General features: G+C 70.5%; 16 protein-coding genes. 9 read left to right on the top strand and 7 right to left on the bottom strand.

Annotated elements, in window-relative coordinates; genetic code table 11:
• Positions 1–69: NAD(P)-binding domain-containing protein (locus AC0680_RS21255; RefSeq protein WP_478631273.1), on the bottom strand; the 69-nt coding region annotated here is incomplete at its 3' end.
• A 30-nt stretch (positions 70–99) separates the two neighbouring features.
• A complete protein-coding gene (locus tag AC0680_RS21250) occupies positions 100–948 on the bottom strand; it encodes a TIM barrel protein (RefSeq protein WP_478630958.1) in 849 nt (282 codons plus the stop codon).
• A gap of 136 nt (positions 949–1084) precedes the next feature.
• Between AC0680_RS21250 and AC0680_RS21245 the strand changes: the two genes are divergently transcribed.
• The 8 genes from AC0680_RS21245 to AC0680_RS21210 all read left to right on the top strand — a co-directional run bounded on the left by AC0680_RS21245 (position 1085) and on the right by AC0680_RS21210 (position 8531).
• Positions 1085–1354: a YkoF family thiamine-binding protein gene (locus AC0680_RS21245; RefSeq protein ID WP_478630955.1), complete on the top strand. Its 270-nt coding sequence runs from the start codon at positions 1085–1087 to the stop codon at positions 1352–1354.
• Positions 1351–1731, top strand: coding sequence for a helix-turn-helix domain-containing protein (locus AC0680_RS21240; RefSeq protein ID WP_384442040.1), 381 nt, complete (start codon positions 1351–1353; stop codon positions 1729–1731). The genes AC0680_RS21245 and AC0680_RS21240 overlap by 4 nt, the downstream gene beginning before the upstream one ends.
• A 171-nt stretch (positions 1732–1902) precedes the next feature.
• A complete protein-coding gene (uraD, locus tag AC0680_RS21235; protein WP_478630952.1) occupies positions 1903–2424 on the top strand; it encodes a 2-oxo-4-hydroxy-4-carboxy-5-ureidoimidazoline decarboxylase in 522 nt (173 codons plus the stop codon).
• Positions 2421–2831 (top strand): hydroxyisourate hydrolase, encoded by a 411-nt coding sequence (gene uraH / locus AC0680_RS21230; RefSeq protein ID WP_478630949.1) that lies wholly within the window; start codon positions 2421–2423, stop codon positions 2829–2831. Before uraD ends, uraH begins: the two co-directional genes overlap by 4 nt.
• A 7-nt stretch (positions 2832–2838) precedes the next feature.
• Positions 2839–3786 (top strand): factor-independent urate hydroxylase, encoded by a 948-nt coding sequence (gene pucL / locus AC0680_RS21225; protein WP_478630946.1) that lies wholly within the window; start codon positions 2839–2841, stop codon positions 3784–3786.
• An 83-nt stretch (positions 3787–3869) separates the two neighbouring features.
• On the top strand, positions 3870–5276 hold the full coding sequence (locus tag AC0680_RS21220) for a nucleobase:cation symporter-2 family protein (RefSeq protein WP_478630943.1): 1407 nt from the start codon (positions 3870–3872) through the stop codon (positions 5274–5276).
• 84 nt (positions 5277–5360) lie between these two features.
• Positions 5361–6746: an 8-oxoguanine deaminase gene (locus tag AC0680_RS21215; RefSeq protein WP_478630940.1), complete on the top strand. Its 1386-nt coding sequence runs from the start codon at positions 5361–5363 to the stop codon at positions 6744–6746.
• Positions 6747–7043: 297 nt separating this feature from the next.
• Entirely contained in the window at positions 7044–8531 is a 1488-nt protein-coding gene (locus AC0680_RS21210; RefSeq protein ID WP_478630938.1) for a nucleobase:cation symporter-2 family protein, read from the top strand.
• Positions 8532–8648: 117 nt separating this feature from the next.
• Here the strand turns inward: AC0680_RS21210 and AC0680_RS21205 are convergent, their stop codons facing one another.
• The 5 genes from AC0680_RS21205 to AC0680_RS21185 all read right to left on the bottom strand — a co-directional run bounded on the left by AC0680_RS21205 (position 8649) and on the right by AC0680_RS21185 (position 13299).
• Positions 8649–9521 carry a chitosanase gene (locus AC0680_RS21205; RefSeq protein WP_478630935.1) on the bottom strand — a complete coding sequence of 291 codons (873 nt, stop codon included), beginning with the start codon at positions 9519–9521 and terminating at the stop codon, positions 8649–8651.
• Positions 9522–9698: 177 nt separating this feature from the next.
• On the bottom strand, positions 9699–10253 hold the full coding sequence (locus AC0680_RS21200; RefSeq protein WP_478630932.1) for a TetR/AcrR family transcriptional regulator: 555 nt from the start codon (positions 10251–10253) through the stop codon (positions 9699–9701).
• A 174-nt stretch (positions 10254–10427) separates the two neighbouring features.
• On the bottom strand, positions 10428–12056 hold the full coding sequence (gene aceB / locus AC0680_RS21195) for a malate synthase A (RefSeq protein WP_478630930.1): 1629 nt from the start codon (positions 12054–12056) through the stop codon (positions 10428–10430).
• Positions 12057–12359: 303 nt separating this feature from the next.
• On the bottom strand, positions 12360–12938 hold the full coding sequence (locus AC0680_RS21190) for a nucleotidyltransferase family protein (protein ID WP_478630928.1): 579 nt from the start codon (positions 12936–12938) through the stop codon (positions 12360–12362).
• Between the two features lie 136 nt (positions 12939–13074).
• A complete protein-coding gene (locus AC0680_RS21185; protein WP_478630926.1) occupies positions 13075–13299 on the bottom strand; it encodes a hypothetical protein in 225 nt (74 codons plus the stop codon).
• A 362-nt stretch (positions 13300–13661) separates the two neighbouring features.
• On the opposite strand from AC0680_RS21185, the gene AC0680_RS21180 reads away from it, so the two are divergent.
• Positions 13662–15539, top strand: a complete 1878-nt coding sequence (locus AC0680_RS21180; RefSeq protein ID WP_478630924.1) for a serine/threonine-protein kinase — start codon at positions 13662–13664, stop codon at positions 15537–15539.
• The last annotated feature ends 174 nt before the right edge of the window (positions 15540–15713 follow it).

Below are 15713 nucleotides of genomic sequence, written 5' to 3'. Positions count from 1 at the left end.
CAGGTTCTCGGCCATGGGCGAGCCCATGATGCCCAGCCCGATCCATGCGATCTTGGGGAGGTTGCTCATTGATGTGCCTCTTTCAACAAAGCGGGGGCGTCAGGAGGAGGGGGTGGCCGCGCGCAGGGGGGCCGGCAGCCACTCGAAGGCGCCGGCGCTGGGGCCCTCGCCCGGCTTGTACTCCAGGCCGACCAGGCCGTCGTAGCCGGCCTTCCTCAGGTGGTCGAGCAGGTCGTCGAAGTCGAGTTCGCCGGTGCCGGGGGCACCGCGGCCGGGGTTGTCGGCGATCTGCACATGCCCGGTCTTGGCGGTGTAGCGGTCGATGACCTCGTCCAGGTCCTCGCCGTTCATCGACAGGTGGTACAGATCCATCAGGAACCGGGCGTTGTCCAGCCCCGTCGCCGCGTTCACCGCGTCCACGACCTCGATGGCCTTGGGAGCCGAGACGATCGGGCACTTGGGCGACTCGGGCGCGTTGAGCGCCTCGATCAGCAGCGTCCCGCCCACCTCCCCCACCGCACGGGCGGCGAAGACCAGGTTCTCCAGCGCCAGCCGGTCCTGCTCCGCGGCCGTCACGCCCTCGACGCGGTTGCCGTACAGGGCGTTGAACGTGGTGCACCCCAGCGACGTCGCAAACGCGATCGCCACCGGCACATTGGCCCGGAACCGCTCCGACTCCTCACCCGGCACCGACAGCGCACCACGGTCGGGACCCGGCAACTGACCGGCGTAGAAGTTCAGCCCCACCAGCTGCGTCCCGGCATCCTCCAACGCCGCCCGCAACGCATCCAGCTCCGCCTGCTCCGGAACCGGGGCATCCACCCACGGCCACCACAGCTCCACCGCCGTGAAACCCGCCGCCCGCGCGGCCGCCGGCCGCTCCAGCAACGGAAGCTCGGTGAACAGGATCGACAGATTGACGTTGAAGCGCGTGTCCGTGAAACCCATAAAGGCCGGCGCTCCTTCCGGATAGTGGAACTGTTTTTCTGCGTAATGGAACATTGCCTGGCGTGTTCCGAGGCTGTCAAGGGGGCCCCGGGGCAATTTCTGGTGGCCGGGGCGAACCGCGCGTAGGTTGAGCGGCGTGCGATTGAGAGTGGAGTTCACGACGGAGCCGTTCGACCTGGACGAGGCGCCGGACCACGCGGTGGTGGCGCGCGACATCGTCACCGGCGCCGAGCTGGACGCCGTCGACGTCGGTCCGTTCGGCAATACGGCCGAGGGCGACGCCGATCAGGTGCTCGGCGCGGTGTCCGCGCTGCTGCGCGAAACCCTGCGGGCGGGCGCGACCCGGGTCTCCCTGCAGGTCAACGTGATCGGGGAAGCCGGGCGGGGCGAGGGGGACGCGACGTGACCGAGCCCGCCGACCACCCGTTCGTCCAGGCGGTCAAGCCGCTGGTGGACGCCATGGGTGGACAGATGGTCGCGCCGGACCTTGCCCAGGGCGACGATGTCGTGCTGGCCTGGGAGGGGCAGGACCGGGTGGCCGTGCGGCTTCCGCACCTGTCGGATTCGCTCGACCACATCCTGGCCGAGCTGGAGCGCCGGCACGGCATGCCGCTGGCCGATCTGGACCGCAAGACCAAGCAGTCGGTGGTGCGGATCCTGGAGACCCGCGGCGCCTTCTCGGTCCGGCACGGGGTCGAGACGGTCGCGGGTGCCCTTGGCGTCAGCCGCTTCACCGTCTACAACTATCTGAACAGGGAGAATGCCGCGAAGGGCGCCGACTGAGGCGATCCGGACGAAGAACCGCCCCGACCGCCGAAGCCGCCGTCCCGCATCCCCCGGACGGCGGCTTTTGTGTCACCGACTTTTCAACAAAGTGTTGACGTGATGTTGCCGGGGGTCTTAGCTGTTTCCAGCCAACCAGAGCTGTCCAGCACCAGGCCACGGAGGCTTCCCGTGTCTTCGAGCAAGACCCCGGGGCTCACCCGGTTCAACACCGCCGACGACAGTGCGGCACGGGCCGCACTGCACGAGGTGTGTGCCAGCCGGGCATGGGGCGACAAGGTTCTCGCCCAGCGCCCCTACGCCACCACCGACGCCCTGTTCGCCGCCAGCGACGCCGCCATGGCCGAGCTGACCGCACAGGACCTGGCCGAGGCGATGGCCGGGCACCCGCCCATCGGCCGGCCGAAGCCGGGGGACCCGACCTCGAACCGCGAGCAGAGCGGGATGGCCGGCGCCTCCGACGAGCTCAAGGCGGAGATGCTCGAACTCAACCTGGCCTACCAGGAGAAGTTCGGCCATGTCTTCCTGATCTGCGCCTCCGGCCGTACCGGAGAGCAGATGCGCGATGCGGTCCGTAACCGGATCGACAACACGCCGGAACAGGAACGAGAGATCGTTCGCGTGGAGCTCGGCAAGATCAACCGGATTCGCCTGGCCCGTATCGCGGAGCACGCAGAAGGAGACGCAGCATGAGCAGCGAGACGGCTGCACCGACGTCGGTGTCCACGCACATCCTGGACACCAGCGTGGGCCGCCCCGCGGAGGGCGTCGCCCTCACGCTCTCGGTGCGTTCCGGCGACGGTTCCTGGACCGCCCACGGCGCGTCCAAGACCGACGCGGACGGGCGCTGCAAGGACCTGCCGGCGCTGCCGGAGGGCACCACCCACGTACGCCTCGACTTCGCCGTCGAGGAGTACTTCGTTTCCGACAAGCACAGCACACACCAGCAAGCCGAGGAACAGCAGGACGCCCCCCGCGTAAGGGACAGCGGAGCTTTCTTCCCGGAGGTGGCAATCACCTTTGCCGTCAAGCCGGGCGAGCACTACCACGTACCGCTGCTGCTCAACCCGTTCGGCTACTCCGTATACCGAGGGAGCTAGCACCGACATGACTGCCCATTCCCGCCCGGCCCGCCCGGTGATTCTCGGCCAGAACCAGTACGGCAAAGCGGAGAACCGCGTCGTCAAGATCACTCGTGATGGCGACACCCACCACATCAAGGACCTGAACGTCTCCGTCGCCCTCTCCGGCGACCTGGAGGAGGTCCACCTCTCCGGCTCCAACGCCAACTGCCTGCCCACCGACACGACCAAGAACACCGTGTACGCCTTCGCCAAGGAGTACGGGATCGAGTCGGCCGAGCAGTTCGGCATCCACCTGGCCCGACACTTCGTCACCAGCCAGGAGCCGATCAAGCGGGCCCGGATCCGCATCGAGGAGTACGCCTGGGAGCGGATCGAGACCTCCGACGCCAACTCCCGCTTCATCGGCGCCGACGAGGTCAAGCACTCCTTCGTACGCCAGGGCCAGGAGACCCGGCTCACCGAGATCACCTACGACGGTGAGCAGTGGCAGGTCATCTCCGGCCTGAAGGACCTCGTGGTGATGAACTCCACCAACTCGGAGTTCTGGGGCTACATCAAGGACAAGTACACGACGCTGAAGGAGGCCTACGACCGCATCCTCGCCACGCAGGTGTCCGCCCGCTGGCGGTTCAACTGGACCGAGGACGAGCAGCGGATGCCCAACTGGGAGCGTTCGTACGAGCAGGTGAAGAAGCACATGCTGCACGCCTTCGCCGAGACCTACAGCCTCTCGCTCCAGCAGACCCTGTACCAAATGGGTTCGCGCATCATCAACAACCGCTCCGAGATCGACGAGGTGCGGTTCTCCCTCCCGAACAAGCACCACTTCCTGGTGGACCTGGAGCCGTTCGGGCTCAAGAACGACAACGAGGTCTACTACGCGGCGGACCGCCCGTACGGCCTGATCGAAGCCACTGTCCTGCGCGACGGTGTCGAAGCCCGGATCCCGGTGGATCTGACGAACCTCTGAGCGCCTTTGACGCCACGCCGTGCCTCGCGTCCCCTCCCCACCCGACAGCGGGGAGGGGACGCGGATCCTGAGGGGAACGACCCATGGCACAGCCATCGCACGACCCGCACCACCCTTCGTCCCCGGTCCACCCGGTGGACGAGAAGCCGGCGGCCAAGCGGCTCGTCCCTGCCGCGCTCCAGCACATCGCTGCCATGTACGCCGGTGTCGTCACCCCTCCGCTCATCATCGGCCAGGCCGTCGGCCTGGACGCCGCGGGCCGCACCCGGCTGATCGCCGCCGGCCTGCTCGTCGCCGGGCTCGCCACGCTCCTGCAGACGCTCGGCATCCGTCGCTTCGCCGGCAACCGGCTGCCGTTCGTCAACGCGGCCAGCTCCGCCGGCATCACCCCGATGCTCGCCATCGCCGAGACCACCGCGAAGGGCCATCAACTCCCCGCCGTCTACGGGGCGGTCATGGTCGCCGGGGTCTTCTGCCTCGCGGTCGGCCCGTTCTTCGGCAGACTGCTGCGCTTCTTCCCGCCGCTGGTCACCGGCGTCGTCATCACCCTCATCGGGGTCACCCTGATGCCCGTGCCGGTCGGCTGGGCGCAGGGCGGCGACGAGCACGCCGCCGACTTCGGCGCCATGCAGAACCTGGCGCTCGCCGCCTTCACCCTCGTGGTGATCCTGCTCGTCCAGCGCTTCGCCCAGGGCTTCGTCAAGCAGATCGCCCTGCTGATCGGCCTGGTCGTCGGCACCGTCGCCGCGGTCCCCTTCGGGATGGCGAGCTTCGACGGGCTGCGCTCGGCCCCGATCGCCGCACTGCCCACCCCGTTCTCCTTCGGCGCACCGGAGTTCCAGCCGGCCGCGATCCTCTCGCTGTGCCTGGTGATGCTGGTGCTGATGACGGAGTCGGCGGCCGGCATGCTCGCCCTCGGTGAGATCTGCGACCGCCCCACCACCAGCGCCACCCTCACCCGCGGACTGCGCACCGACGGCCTCGCCACCCTGCTCGGCCCCGTCTTCGGCGGCTTCCCGACCAGCGCCTTCGCGCAGAACGTCGGAGTGGTGTCGCTGACGAAGGTGCGCAGCCGCTACGTCGTCGCGCTCGCCGGCGCCACGCTCCTGGTCCTGGGCGCCTTCCCCGTCCTGGGCGCCGTGGTCTCGCTGGTGCCGATGCCGGTCCTCGGCGGCGCGGGTATCGTCCTGTTCGGCTCGATCGCGGTCAGCGGCATCCGTACCCTCGCCGAGGCCGGGCTCGACGACAGCTCCAACATCATCCTGGTCGCCGTGTCGCTCGGCGCCGGCATCATCCCGCTGGCCGCGCCGACCTTCTACGCGGACTTCCCGGCCTGGGCGCAGACCGTGCTCGGCTCCGGAATCAGTGCCGGGGCCCTGGTCGCGGTGCTGCTCAACCTGTTCTTCCACCATCTCGGCACCCGGAGCCTCCCCCAAGGACTTCGTCCAGGGGGGACCGCCAGACAGTCTCCGGCACTCAAATCCCCCTAGGGTCCTGCCGTGCCCGCCCCCGAGCTCCCGGTCTCGTTCGAGCAAGGGGGAGCCACATCGCCACCACAGAGAAGAGGAAGCACGATGGCACCATCGGCAGCCCAGCGCGTCGTCATCGAGAACTGTGCGATCGCGACCGTCGACGCCCAGGACACCGAGTACGCCTCCGGGTACCTCGTCGTCGCCGACAACAAGATCGAGTCGATCGGCGCCGGCAAGGCCCCCGAGGGTCTGGAGAACGTGGTCCGTCGCATCGACGCCACCGGCCACCTGGTGACCCCGGGCCTGGTCAACACCCACCACCACTTCTACCAGTGGATCACCCGCGGGCTGGCCACCGACCACAACCTCTTCAACTGGCTGGTCGCGCTCTACCCGACCTGGGCGCGCATCGACGAGCAGATGGTGCACTCGGCCGCGCAGGGCTCGCTGGCGATGATGGCCCGCGGCGGTGTCACCACCGCGATGGACCACCACTACGTCTACCCGAAGGGCTCCGGCGACCTCTCCGGTGCCATCATCAAGGCCGCCTCCGACATGGGCGTCCGCTTCACCCTGGCCCGTGGTTCCATGGACCGCAGCGAGAAGGACGGCGGTCTGCCGCCGGACTTCGCCGTGGAGACCCTCGAAGGCGCGCTGGCCGGCACGGAGGAGACCGTCAACAAGCACCACGACGCCTCCTTCGACGCGATGACCCAGGTCGCGGTCGCCCCCTGCTCGCCCTTCTCCATCTCCACCGAGCTGCTCCGGCAGGGCGCGGAACTCGCCCGCCGGCTCGGCGTGCGGATGCACACGCACGGCTCGGAGACGGTCGAGGAGGAGAAGTTCTGCCACGAGCTGTTCGGCATGGGCCCGACCGACTACTTCGAGTCCACCGGCTGGCTGGGCGAGGACGTGTGGATGGCCCACTGCGTCCACATGAACGACTCCGACATCGCGGCCTTCGCCCGGACGAAGACCGGTGTCGCGCACTGCCCGTCGTCCAACGCGCGGCTGGCCGCCGGCATCGCCCGCGTCCCCGACATGCTCGCCGCCGGTGTCCCGGTCGGCCTCGGTGTCGACGGCACCGCCTCCAACGAGTCCGGCGAACTCCACACCGAGCTGCGCAACGCGCTGCTGATCAACCGCCTCGGTGCGCACCGCGAGGCCGCGCTCAACGCCCGCCAGGCGCTGCGCCTGGGGACCTACGGTGGTGCGCAGGTCCTCGGCCGCGCCACCCAGATCGGCTCCCTGGAGCCGGGCAAGCTCGCCGACCTGGTGCTGTGGAAGCTGGACACGCTCGCCCACTCCTCCATCGCCGACCCGGTGACCGCCCTGGTGTTCGGGGCCGCGGCTCCGGTCACGCTCTCGCTCGTCAACGGCAAGCCGGTCGTCGAGAACGGCCGTCTGCTGCACGCCGACGAGGACGCCATCGCCCGCACCACGCGGGCCGAGGCGCAGCGTCTGGCCCGTATCAGCGCCGAGGGCTGACCCCCGCGGCGCGGCACACGCGGCCGACGCACATCCCAGACTCGGCCGGGAGGGACGGCTCCCGGCCGGGCTTGTGGATCCGAGCGGGATCCACAAGCGCCGGACCCCGGGGGTGCGGGATCGATCCCCACCCCCGGGCCGACGGCCCTTCCCGCCGCCGTCCACGCGCCACAAGCGCGGCCCTTCGCAGCATCGCTGACCAGGCGTCTTCTCGTACCACGCACCACATGGCAAGACCTCCGTGACAGCCTCGCCCTCGCCGGCCCCCGGTGACGCAGAAATCGAAGGAGGCCCGCAGTGGCCGCAACTCCCGGGCAGACCCTGGAGGAGGACCGGAAGCATCCGGTCGACGAGACCCTCCCGCCCTTGAAGATGTTCACCAGCGGCCTGCAGCACGTGGCCGCGATGTACGCGGGTGTGGTGGCCCCGCCGATGATCGTGGGGCCGGCCTGCGGGCTGAGCGCCACCGAGACCGCGTTCCTGATGGGCGCGAGCCTGTTCACCGCGGGCATCGCCACCCTCCTGCAGACCCTCGGCTTCTGGAAGGTCGGCGCCAAGCTCCCCTTCGTCAACGGCGTCTCGTTCGCCGGTGTCACCCCCATGGTCGCCATCGGCAAGGCCCAGAGCCCCGACAACGCGCTGCCGATCATCTTCGGTGCCGTGATCGTCGCCGGTGTGCTCGGCTTCCTCGTCGCCCCCTACTTCTCCAAGCTCGTACGCTTCTTCCCGCCGGTGGTCACCGGCACCGTGATCACCCTCATCGGTGTCTCGCTCCTGCCCGTCGCGTTCAACTGGTCCCAGGGAGGCAACTCCCAGGCCCCCGACTACGGTTCCCTGACGAACATCGGGATGGCCGCGCTGACCTTCCTGATCGTGCTGGTGCTGCGCCGGGTGCTGCGCGGTTTCCTCCAGCAGATCGCCATCCTGCTCGGCCTGATAGCCGGCACCCTGATAGCGATCCCCGTCGGCATCACCCACTTCTCCGCCCTCGCCGAGGCGGATCTGATCGGCTTCCCGACGCCCTTCCACTTCGGCGCCCCGCAGTTCGAGATCGCCGCGATCGTCTCCATGTGCATCGTGATGCTGGTCTGCATGACCGAGTCGACCGCCGACATGCTCGCCCTCGGCAAGATCGTCGACCGGCCGGCGGACGAGCGCACGATCGAGGGCGGACTGCGTGCCGACACCCTCGGCACGGCCGTCAGCCCGCTGTTCAACGGCTTCGCCAACAGCGCCTTCGCGCAGAACATCGGCCTGGTCGCGATGACCAAGGTCCGCAGCCGCTACGTCGTGGCCACCAGCGGTCTGATCCTGATCGTGCTCGGTCTGTGCCCGGTGGCCGCCTCGGTCATCTCGCTGGTCCCGCTGCCCGTCCTGGGCGGCGCCGGCATCGTGCTCTTCGGCTCGGTGGCCGCCAGCGGCATCCAGACGCTGGCCACCGCCGCGATGGAGAAGGGCGACAACGCCCTGATCGTGGCCGCCTCGGTCGGCATCGGGCTGATCCCGATCGCCGCGCCGGACTTCTACCACCACCTCCCCAAGGACCTGCTGGTCGTCCTGGACTCCGGCATCAGCACCGGCTGTCTGGTCGCCATCGTCCTCAACCTCGCCTTCAACCACTTCGGCGGAAAGCCGGACGGGGCGACGACGGACGGGGAGACGGCCGACGGGCGGACGGCCGGGTCGGCGGCCGATGACGGACCCGTCGACCCGCACATCCCGCAGCAGCCCGACCGCGGCGCCGTGGACGACAGCGGCGAGCCGGCAGCCACCCCCGCCCACTGAGGTACCGGGGTACGGACACCTCCCGCGCCTGGCAACGGCCCGTAGGGGAGCGCAACTGCTGCTCCCCTACGGGCCGTTGGGCATTCGCCCCGGTGCGGCCGGGGCGCGGCCGGCGGGTCAGTCGATGTGGAAGCTCTCCCCGTACACCTTCCAGTCCAGCGGAGTGTGCAGATCGAGGTTGCCGTTCTTGAGGAACACCCGCTGCGCGGTGTCGACCCGGCTGGTGTCGCTGTGCGCCTCCTCCTGCTTCATCGCCCAGACCCGGGCGTCGAGGAAGGCGTTGAGGTAGGTCTTCTCGTCGCCGCCCTGGGCCGGCGGCTTCGCCTTGGCCAGTGCGCGCTTGCGGATGCCGGAGAAGCTCGTCGGGTCGTCCCCGTCGCCGTGCATCACGATCGCGTCGTAGTAGGCGAACTGGCCCAGCACACCGATGCCGTCGGCCTTGCCCCGCTTGACCGCGGGGTTGAAGTAGACCCGGTCCCGCTCGTCGTTCTGGGCCTTTTGGAACGCGGGGTCCTGGGCGGCCTTCCGCCAGTCCTTGGGGTAGTCGGGGTCCAGCCCCTCGTGCGAGTCGCTGCCGTCCACCTCGCGCAGCGCGGGGAGGTACTTGGCGAGGACGTTGCCGGGCTTGCGCTGGGTGTAGAGCTCGACGAGTTCGAGCATGTCGTGGGTGCCGGAGCAGAAGCCGATGATGCCGCCGGTGTATCCGCGGCCGTCGCCGATGTCCTCGATGTACTTGTACTGGGCCTTCCAGTCCAGCGAGGAGTTCTCCGCACTGGAGACCAGCCGCATGGCGATCTCCTTCTTGGCCGGGTCGTCCAGGCCCGTCGCGGCCCGCACGGTGTGCGGCGCGGAGCCGGTCGCGGCCGGTCGCGGGTGCTGCGCCGGGCCCGCCGTGGCGACGGCGGTGGCGGGTACGGCGAGCAGGGCGAGGCCCAGGGCGACGCGGGTGGCGGTCTTGGGTAGGGCCGTGCCTATCGATCGGGTGCGCATGGAGTCAGTCCTCCGGTTCGGAGCGAGCTGTGGGGGATTCCCCAATCGTTAGGAAGCTTTCCTACCAGACTCCGGGGGCGGCGTATACCCGTCGGACCGAGGCCGCACGGGCCGGTCGGCCGGGCGGGGGCAAGGAGACGCACCGGCCCAACCCGTCCCCCCCTGCACCGCGGTTGCTCAGTCCAGCAGCCTTCCCAGCAGCTCACGGGTGCCCGGCCCCGGGTCGAAGTCCGCGACCGGGAAGGCGAGTTGGTGGAACACGACGCCGTCCATGTAGTCGAAGAGGATCTCGCAGTGCCGCCGCGGCATCGGTGAACCGAAGCGCTCCAGCCAGTCCGCACCCCAGTTGACGACGGCCTCCCGTCCGCGGGTGAGCGCCGGGCGGAGTTCGGGCCGGGCCGTGGACTCCAGGTAGAGGGCGAAGCGGGCGGCGGTCCTGGCCTGCCCGGGCCCGGTCGCGTACCGCAGGAACCGGGCGACGGCGTCGGCCAGTTCACCGATGTCGGCGGGCGCGACCCCGGTGGCGAAGGCCTCCCAGTCGCGGCGCTCCAGCGTCTGCAGGTGGTCGACGAGGCCGTCGATCAGTGCCGCCCGGTTGCGGAAGTAGTTCGACGTGGTGCCGGACGGGACGCCCGCCGCGACGTCCACGGCCTGATACGTCAGCCGCCGCGCACCCTCGCCCCCCAGGACCCCGATCGCCGCGTCCAGCACCTGCTCCCGCCGTCGTGCCACCGCGCATGCCTCCCTCGTCGCGCCCGTGCCTACTATGTTTGTAGTGCCGATTCACTGTGAACACAGTAGCGTGCGGTGCTGTCCGGCCCGAGTGACCGCGTCCGGCCCGACGCCGAAGGGCCCTTCCGTACCGCGACACGGCGGCAGGGAAGGGCCCTTCGGGTTCGGCGGACGTCAGCGAAGCAGCTCGTACGCCGGGAGGGTCAGGAAGTCGGCGTAGTCCGCGTCCAGGGAGACCTTCAGCAGCAGGTCGTGGGCCTGCTGCCACTTGCCGGCGGCGAAGGCTTCCTCGCCGGTCTCGGTGCGGATCGCGGCCAGTTCCTCCGCGGCGACCTTGCGGACCAGGTCCGCGGTGGCCGTCTCGCCGTTCTCGAAGACCACGCCGGCGTCCACCCACTGCCAGATCTGGGAGCGGGAGATCTCGGCGGTGGCGGCGTCCTCCATGAGGCCGAAGATGGCGACGGCGCCCAGGCCGCGCAGCCAGGCCTCGATGTAGCGGGTGCCGACCTGCACGGCGTCGACCAGGCCCTGGTAGGTGGGCTTGGCGTCGAGCGAGTCGATCGCGATGAGGTCCCCGGCGGCGACGGAGACGTCCTCACGCAGCCGGTCCTTCTGGTTCGGCTTGTCGCCGAGCACCGCGTCGAAGGAGGCGCGGGCGACCGGCACCAGGTCGGGGTGTGCGACCCAGGAGCCGTCGAAGCCGTCGCCGGCCTCGCGGTCCTTGTCGTTCTTGACCTTGGCCAGGGCCTTCTCGTTGGCCTCGGGGTCACGGCGGTTGGGGATGAAGGCCGCCATGCCGCCGATCGCGTGCGCACCGCGCTTGTGGCAGGTGCGGACCAGGAGTTCGGTGTAGGCGCGCATGAACGGCGCCGTCATCGTCACCGCGTTGCGGTCGGGGAGGACGAACTTGGCACCGCCGTCGCGGAAGTTCTTGACGATGGAGAACAGGTAGTCCCAGCGGCCGGCGTTCAGTCCCGAGGCGTGGTCGCGCAGCTCGTAGAGGATCTCCTCCATCTCGTAGGCCGCGGTGATGGTCTCGATCAGGACCGTGGCGCGGACGGTGCCCTGGGGAATGCCGACGTACTCCTGCGCGAAGACGAAGATGTCGTTCCAGAGGCGGGCCTCCAGGTGCGACTCGGTCTTCGGGAGGTAGAAGTACGGGCCCTTGCCGAGGGCGAGCAGCCGCTTGGCGTTGTGGAAGAAGTACAGGCCGAAGTCGACCAGGGCGCCGGGGACCGGACGGCCCTCGAACTGCAGGTGGCGCTCCTCCAGGTGCCAGCCGCGCGGGCGCATCACGACGGTCGCGATCTCCTCGGCGGGCTTGAGGGCGTAGGACTTGCCGGAGTCGGGGTCGGTGAAGTCGATCCGGCGCTCGTAGGCGTCGATCAGGTTGAGCTGGCCCGTGACGACGTTTTCCCAGGTGGGGGCGGAGGCGTCCTCGAAGTCGGCGAGCCAGACCTTGGCACCCGAATTGAGCGCGTTGATGGTCATCTTGCGGTCGGTGGGACCGGTGATCTCCACCCGGCGGTCGTTGAGCGCGGCCGGCGCCTCGGCGACCCGCCAGCTGTCGTCGGCGCGGATCTGCGCGGTCTCCGGGAGGAAGTCCAGCGTGCTGGTCCGGGCGATCTCGGCGCGGCGCTCGGCGCGGCGGGCGAGCAGTTCGTCGCGGCGCGGGGTGAACCGGCGGTGAAGCTCGGCGACGAAGGCGAGCGCGGCGTCGGTCAGGACCTCACCCTGCCGTTCCGGGGTGTGGGCGGGGTCGACCTCGGCGATGGCCAGCGGGGACGGCGCTGGTGCGGACATGAGCTGTCACTCCATTCAGCGGCGGTGCCTGGCGGCCGCCGGTGCGTCGAGCGGCACGGGGTGCCGCGGGCTCCGAGAAGCGGTCGCGGGCGCCGTCTGGGTTCAGGGCGCTTCTGACCAGTGGAGACTAGTTTCCTTATCGCGGAACTTCAATGGTTTGTTGATGTCGAGATTCTCAGGGTCGACAGAAGTGGTGATCGATTGGCTCTCGGTGCCACCTCGGTCACTCTCCATTACGCCGAGTCCGCCGCTCCGGCGCCGCCGCCCGGCCCCTTGTCCGGCCCATTTCGGCCCGGCCGTGCCTCACTCCAGCCGGTGCAGGTCCTCCGGCGTGTCGATGTCGTACGGCTCGGCGATGTCGGCGCACTCCACCAGAGTGAGGGCGTCGGCGTGCTCCTGGAGGTAGGCGCGGGCGCCGCGATCGCCCTGTGCGCTCGCCGCGACGGCCGGCCAGCGGTCGGCGCCGAAGAGAGCGGGATGGCCGCGGCGGCCGTCGTACGCGGCGGAGGCGAGCGAGTCGCGGCCCTCGTACGCGGTCAGTACCCGCGCCACCGCCGCGGCGCCGATGCCCGGCTGGTCCACCAGGGACACCACGACCGCGTCGGCCCCCGAGCCGGCCAGCGCGGCGAGGCCCACGCGGAGCGAGGAGCCCATGCCCTGCGCCCAGTCCGGATTGTCCGAGGTGCCGTACGCCGCGAGATCGGCTCGCGCGCGTACCGAATCGGCGGCCGCGCCCAGCACGATGTGCACCGGGTCGCAGCCGCCTTCCCGCAGGACGCGGGCGGCGTGTTCGACCAGCGGCCGTCCCCGGTGGTCGAGCAGTGCTTTGGGCCGGCCCCCCAGGCGGCGCCCACCGCCCGCGGCGAGCAGCAGGCCGGCCACCCTCCCCTCGGGCCGTCTCGGGGCTGCCGGGTCGCCCGTTCCTCCCGGGGACGTCGGCGGTGCTGTCGGTGGTGCGGGTGGTGTCGGTGCCATGGGGACTGCTTACCTCATGGCACCTCCAGGCGCGGCCCGTTGATCAGGCCGCGTCGTCGGACGCCCGCGGGCGGGGGATGTTCGGCCGGAACCGCTCCCGCAGATGGTGCGTGCGCTCCTCCGTGCGGCCCCGCTCGGCGACGTAACGGTGTATGTGCTCCAAGGTGATCTCCGACGCATCGGACAGTCCGTACGCGCGGCAGATGAGCTGTACGACGCTGTCGCCGCGGCGGTCGGGACCGGTGCCGGGGCCGGTGTCGGGCTCCATGGCGTTCTCCGATTCAGTGATATGCCGGATATTTCCCTGGAGGGAAGAATGCTCCACTCTGCCCCCGCGTACGCATGGGTTCCCGTGCGCCCATGCCAACGGGTGCCGGTGGGAACGCACGTGCTGACGCATGGTCAGGTCGCCGCCCGGGCATCGCGCGGGGCGTGCGCCGGTGGGCGCGGGGCGGCCCGGAAAGGCAGTCAGATCCGGTCGCGAAACCGGCTCTTCGGACATGCGTGACGTACGCCCACCGGCGATGTCACGGTGCGGCGCCTGGCCGGATAAGGTTCTGCCCCGTTGCGGACATCGTGGCCCCCCGCTCATCTGGCGGGCGGAGCCATTCTTCTGAGTCGGGGGACGTCGTGGTGAACAGTGTGGGCTCTTCCGGGATCTTCCAGCCGCTGGAAGGCGACGACCCGCGGTCGATCGCGGGCTACCGCCTCACGGCGAAGCTCGGCTCCGGCGGCATGGGCAAGGTCTATCTCTCCTACACGCCCGGCGGCCGGCCGGTGGCCATCAAGGTGATCCGGCCCGAGTTCAGCGAGGACAACGAGTTCCGGCGCCGCTTCAAGCAGGAAGTGCAGTCCGCGCAGCGGGTGCAGGGGCTGTTCACCGCGCCGGTCATCGACAGCGACGCCGAGGGCCCCAGTCCCTGGCTCGCCACCGCCTACGTCCCCGGCCCCTCACTGGCCGCGGCGGTCGCCCAGCACGGCCGGCTCCCGGTCCCCACCGTGCTGCTGCTGGTCGCCGGGATCGCCGAGGCGCTGCAGGTCATCCACGGCGCCGGCATCGTGCACCGGGACCTGAAGCCGTCCAACGTGCTGCTGGCCGGCGACGGCCCGCGCGTCATCGACTTCGGCATCGCGCGCGCCGCCGACGCCACGTCCCTGACCAGCAGCGGCGTCACCGTGGGCACCCCCACCTTCATGGCGCCCGAGCAGGCCGCGGGCAGCACCATCACCCCCGCCACCGACGTCTTCGCGCTCGGCCAGGTCGCGGCGTACGCGGCCATCGGCACCCCGGCGTTCGGCGAGGGCACCTCGCACGGGGTGCTCTACCGCATCGTCCACGAGGAGCCGGACCTGACCGGGCTGCCCGAGGAACTGCGGGAGTTGGTCACCCGATGCCTGGCCAAGGACGCCTCGGAGCGGCCGTCGGTCGCGGAGGTCATCGAGCTGTGCGGGGCGGCCTCCGGCCAGACGCAGCTGCGCCGCCCCGAGGAGTGGCTGCCCACCGCCGTCGCCGCGGACATCACCACGCGTGCGGCGGCCCCGGCGCCCGCGCAGACGCCGCCGCCCCCGCTGGAGGCGCCCACCGCGGGCGCACCGGCCCAGCCGCCGACCGCGCCCGCACAGCCGCCCACCCAGCCCGCGCAGCCGCCGTCCGCCCCGGCCCCGGCCGTCCCGCCGGTGGCCACCGAGCTGAACCACCCGCAGACCCCGCCCCCCGGCTTCGGGCCCGCGGCCTACGCGCCGACCGTCGGTGCCACCGCGCAGGGCACGCCGATGAACGCCGGCCCGGCCGCCACCGCTCCGACGGCCACCGGCCCCACCGCCGCCTACCCCGCCGCCGCGGCGCCGGCCCCCGAACCGCTGAAGAAGAAGCGCAAGGGGCTGATCACCGCGCTGGTGCTGGTCGGCCTGCTGGCCTTCGCGGGCGCCGGCGGCGGCGTCGTCTACACCTTCATGAAGGACAACGGCAAGAAGACCGGCGACCAGGCCGTCGACGGCAAGAAGGGCAAGAACAGCGCCGCGTCGCCGACGCCCGCGGGGGACCCGACGGCGACTCCCGGTGGCGAAGAGGGCAACACCCCCGCCGCCCCCGTGCAGGACCCGACTCCGGTCGACTACAAGGGCATCAACCTGCCCGACGAGTACCACCTGTCGATGGCCGACGAGCCGGTGCAGCCGACCAACACCGACACCGACACCGACGTCGACTTCTCGTACGACGACAACAGCTACTCGGACGACCAGGTCGCCACCGAGAACGGCAAGCTGGTGCTGCTCACCCCCGGCCAGGAGGGCTCGCTGGAGACGTGCCGCAGCGAGACCCGGTTCACCGAGACCATCCTGACCAAGCAGCTCTCCAAGGGTGCGCAGATGTGCCTGACCACCGACTACGGCCATGTCGCCCTGATCACCTTCAAGGGCTACGCGCCGAAGTCGGACCCCAGCAGCTACATGACCGTCGACGTACGGGTGTGGCGCAACGCGGTGCAGCCGAAGGAGAATTCCTGAGCACTGGGGGCTGGGCTCTGCGCCCTGGGCCCTGAGTGCCGGGCCCTGAGCGCCGGCCCTTGGGCGCGCCGAGGGCGAGTCGCCCCGTCGCGCCCGAGGCACACCAACTCCCCCAGTCCCTAAGGGATGCGCCCCCGGCAGGCCGTATACGGCCTGCCGGGGGCGCATCCCTTA

The sequence above is a fragment of the Streptomyces sp. NPDC043738 genome (genome assembly GCF_056436545.1).
Note: the sequence above shows the minus strand (reverse complement) of the source record. Positions and strands in the feature narration are given on the sequence as shown.

Coding starts and splice junctions, on each gene's coding strand:
- AC0680_RS21205 (WP_478630935.1), bottom strand. CDS start 9,521: ATGCGCACCCGATCGATAGGCACGGCCCTACCCAAGACCGCCACCCGC.
- AC0680_RS21185 (WP_478630926.1), bottom strand. CDS start 13,299: ATGGAGCCCGACACCGGCCCCGGCACCGGTCCCGACCGCCGCGGCGAC.
- AC0680_RS21215 (WP_478630940.1), top strand. CDS start 5,361: ATGGCACCATCGGCAGCCCAGCGCGTCGTCATCGAGAACTGTGCGATC.
- aceB (WP_478630930.1), bottom strand. CDS start 12,056: ATGTCCGCACCAGCGCCGTCCCCGCTGGCCATCGCCGAGGTCGACCCC.
- AC0680_RS21220 (WP_478630943.1), top strand. CDS start 3,870: ATGGCACAGCCATCGCACGACCCGCACCACCCTTCGTCCCCGGTCCAC.
- AC0680_RS21250 (WP_478630958.1), bottom strand. CDS start 948: ATGGGTTTCACGGACACGCGCTTCAACGTCAATCTGTCGATCCTGTTC.
- uraH (WP_478630949.1), top strand. CDS start 2,421: ATGAGCAGCGAGACGGCTGCACCGACGTCGGTGTCCACGCACATCCTG.
- pucL (WP_478630946.1), top strand. CDS start 2,839: ATGACTGCCCATTCCCGCCCGGCCCGCCCGGTGATTCTCGGCCAGAAC.